Here is a 2,027-nt window from a genome sequence, read left to right as displayed (position 1 = left end):
CGCCGGCGCAAGACAATCCGCCGGATCAGCAGAAACTCGTCGCCTGACGACCGGCCACGATCAACCTTCGTACACCAGATTTGACTTTATCTCGCCGGGACTTTGCCGCATCCATTGGGCTGGTACCTCGCCAGTACAGCGCCGGCGGCAAAGCGAATCCTTTGGGGGTCAGTAAGAGGGGCGACAAGAACATCCGCCGCTTACTGGTGCAGTGTGCCAGAGCCTATACCTTGCTGTAGCTCAATCGGCGCTGGCGAACTTCTTCAAGTGGAAGAGTTCGAACTTTAGGTTCCGAAGAAGCTTTCCATGGCGGCGTTGTCCAGGCAATTGTCCTCGCGCGACATACTAGATGGACCCTGCGCTTTTTGAGCATTTGCTGATAGGCTGCCATCTGGTACTGCCAGCCCTGGTCGGGGCGCGCCTTTATGCAAATGAAGCGCGAGGTGCTACGGCAGGGCAGCTTCGAGCGGGAGTTCGTCATTTCGCAGGCGCCAGCTCTCGTGGATGATGCCGACAGTGTCATCCACGTGCTCGCTCTCGCGGCTCAGTAGCGCTGCGACTCCGTTTCTGCATTCTAATCACGCCCGCATTCCCATAAGGGATGCGGGCTTTTCCAATGACTTCCAAGAGGGCAACTTACGACACAATGAATGCAGCGGTAGCGACTTCGTCGCCAACGCGATCGAATTAGGAAAGGCTTATATTCAACACGAGATCGCTTCGGGTCGCATACCGCGTGCAGTGAAGAGCTTCAGCGCAATTCACGAATTCGTCGACGCCAGTGAATTTGGAGGGCTGTGTTACTACCCAAGGGGTTCGACGATGCGACTTGCTGCGAGAGTCATTCACGTTTTGCCGGTATCAGACAATTCGCGAGCTGTTAAACCTTATGACAACGTTCGACGACACACTAACTATATCGCGAGTGTGGACATTTGTCATTTGGGTGTTCTTGGCGGATGTGGGGGAATCACGTGCTCTGTGATCCACTGGGCCTGGCCCCTAATGGAGCAAAGTTCCTGCACCTTCAGCGACTTACGGCTTACGTATAACCGTGTCGCTTTACGGACAATTAACACGAAATGCTGCATATCAGGAAATCCTTAAGCAAAATTCGACAAGATCTGATAGTACTGACCGTTGGAGGCGGCTATTATACTGCCCGGGGCCACGCTGGTCATGCGCTCCCGCGTTGGTGGTACGTCTCCCCACCAATGCGTCCCTTATAGCGCCCGGCTTCGCGTCGGGCGTTTTTTCAAGGTCCAAATCCTCGGCCTGGTAAAGTCTCTGGTGGTCTCATACTGATTTGCTTGACGTGTCTTGATTGAGGATCGCGATTGGGAAATGTACCTTTTGACGGATGTCTAATTGTGCGGATAATGCCTTCCCCCGGCATAAGGGCGGAAGCTAAGGATGGTGTTCAAAACTCAAGCCTCTTCTGGGGCACATATGCATCGTTCTCGACAATAGGCGCGGCCTCCCCCTCAAGGAGGGGTCCTTGATTGCCGCGCGACATACAACTGCTTCAAGGTTGCCCCAGCCTAGCTGGCAGCGGGCAATTTATTCAGGATGTCAAAACGGGATATCAAGCGGAATCTATCACGAGGGGATTAATAGCATAGGCCCTACCAGGGTCCAAAAACAAGCGGCCTGGATGAGGATTGGGGTAGTTTGGTTGATTCGCCGGAGCACATGATGCACGTTCTTGATATTAATGAGATGACCGAGTTCTTCGTGAAAGCGTTCGAGTTGGTACTAATCTTCGCGACCTTTTGCGCTGTGCTCGAACTAACTTTTCCAGCTTATCGATATAGTTTTGCCTCATACGTTCGCGGAGTACGAAATTGGATTATCCGAATCGGATTCGGTGCGGTAATATGGAATTTATATGCGGCAGGCCTAGCTTCGTTTGGAATTAAGCCGCTTATCACGATCAATTTCGGTGCGTTGCTTCACTCTGACAACGCAATATTGAACGCTGGATTGGCCATCCTCTCGGGGGTCCTAGTCGCGATTGCCGGCGATTT

Annotated in this window: 3 pseudogenes; 2 read left to right on the top strand and 1 reads right to left on the bottom strand. The window is 52.9% G+C overall.

The window, feature by feature from the left end:
- Window positions 1–95 precede the first annotated feature (95 nt).
- A pseudogene (locus A3A5_RS41805) lies at window positions 96–227 on the top strand (transposase); the annotation flags it as partial.
- Window positions 228–243: 16 nt separating this feature from the next.
- On the opposite strand, the pseudogene A3A5_RS44930 reads toward A3A5_RS41805, so the two are convergent.
- Window positions 244–412, bottom strand: a pseudogene (locus A3A5_RS44930) (IS3 family transposase); the annotation flags it as partial.
- Window positions 413–1,692: 1,280 nt separating this feature from the next.
- On the opposite strand from A3A5_RS44930, the pseudogene A3A5_RS44925 reads away from it, so the two are divergent.
- A pseudogene (locus tag A3A5_RS44925) lies at window positions 1,693–2,027 on the top strand (fatty acid hydroxylase); the annotation flags it as partial.

The sequence above is a fragment of the Cupriavidus sp. UYPR2.512 genome (assembly GCF_000379565.1).
Classification (GTDB): Bacteria; Pseudomonadota; Gammaproteobacteria; order Burkholderiales; family Burkholderiaceae; genus Cupriavidus.
This window is presented reverse-complemented; position numbering and strand designations above follow the sequence as displayed.